Origin of the sequence: Streptomyces sp. NRRL S-378 (assembly GCF_000720645.1) — a bacterium.
In the GTDB taxonomy this organism is placed as follows: domain Bacteria; phylum Actinomycetota; class Actinomycetes; order Streptomycetales; family Streptomycetaceae; genus Streptomyces.
Map to the genome: position 1 here is coordinate 1 of NZ_JOBX01000182.1, position 886 is coordinate 886.

Consider the following 886-nt stretch of genomic DNA (forward strand, 5'->3'; position numbering starts at 1 on the left):
CTCCGAATGCGTCACCGCCGGCCATCGCCACATGGCCCGTCCACACACATCGCACTCCATGGGCGGATCCTCACACGCCTCCATGCGTGGACCCAATCCGCTGACACCACGCTACTTACCAAACACCCAAGGCGGAACAAAACGCTCTTTTATTCTCCGAGTGCGAACGACGCCCTCTCTTGCCACTTCACGCCGTCGTGCACCATGAGTTCAACCGACGAGACGTGAGACGTGAACGGGAGCCTGCCGGCGAGGTCGGCCTCGATCTCCTCCAGGACGGCGTCTTCCTGACCCTGAGCGATGGTCAGGTGCGGCACGATCTCGGCAAATCGACCGCCATGCGGCGGAGCCTCAGGCCAACGATCAGCGATCGCCTCCGTGAGCTGCCGCAACTGCGTGTCAGGCTCGGGGACGAGATACAGCACTTCCGGGAGTCGTCCACACCTCTCGAACCGCAGGTCAAAGGCCTGGTGGCTGCCCAGCACGTCCGCGAGAGCGGAGTGGACGAGCGCATCTATTCGGCTCTCATCGAGGAACGGGAAGAGCACGGTGACGTGGGCTGGAACCCCGGCCTGGGCTGAGGGGTCGAGCCGTTCACGCCACCCGCGGACGGACGGCTCCGCCTCCGGGATCCGGACTATGAGCCCCGTCTGGCCCGCCTGAAACGTACTGGTGCTGTCATCTGCCATGACACCGCATGGTGTCACCTCTGTCGCAGACAGCACGGCTCCTTTTCCGTCGAATGATCACGACCGACCTCCGAAGCCGGTCGACGAGCGGGACGACCAAGGTGCTGCCGCTGTTTCCCGTGAACATCCAGAGTGCCGATGATCACTAAACGCCGCCGGAACCCACGAACAAACGCTGTCGGTTGACGGTTCTGGCA

At 63.4% G+C, this 886-nt stretch carries 1 protein-coding gene; it reads right to left on the reverse strand.

All coding sequences use genetic code 11. The features are described 5' to 3' along the window. Positions 1 to 149: 149 nt before the first annotated feature. On the reverse strand, positions 150 to 689 hold the full coding sequence (locus IH80_RS0138415; RefSeq protein ID WP_030966563.1) for a 2'-5' RNA ligase family protein: 540 nt from the start codon (positions 687 to 689) through the stop codon (positions 150 to 152). Positions 690 to 886: the final 197 nt, after the last annotated feature.

Excerpts from the sequence above, each read along its gene's own strand:
- IH80_RS0138415 (WP_030966563.1), bottom strand. The coding sequence starts at position 689 with ATGGCAGATGACAGCACCAGTACGTTTCAGGCGGGCCAGACGGGGCTC.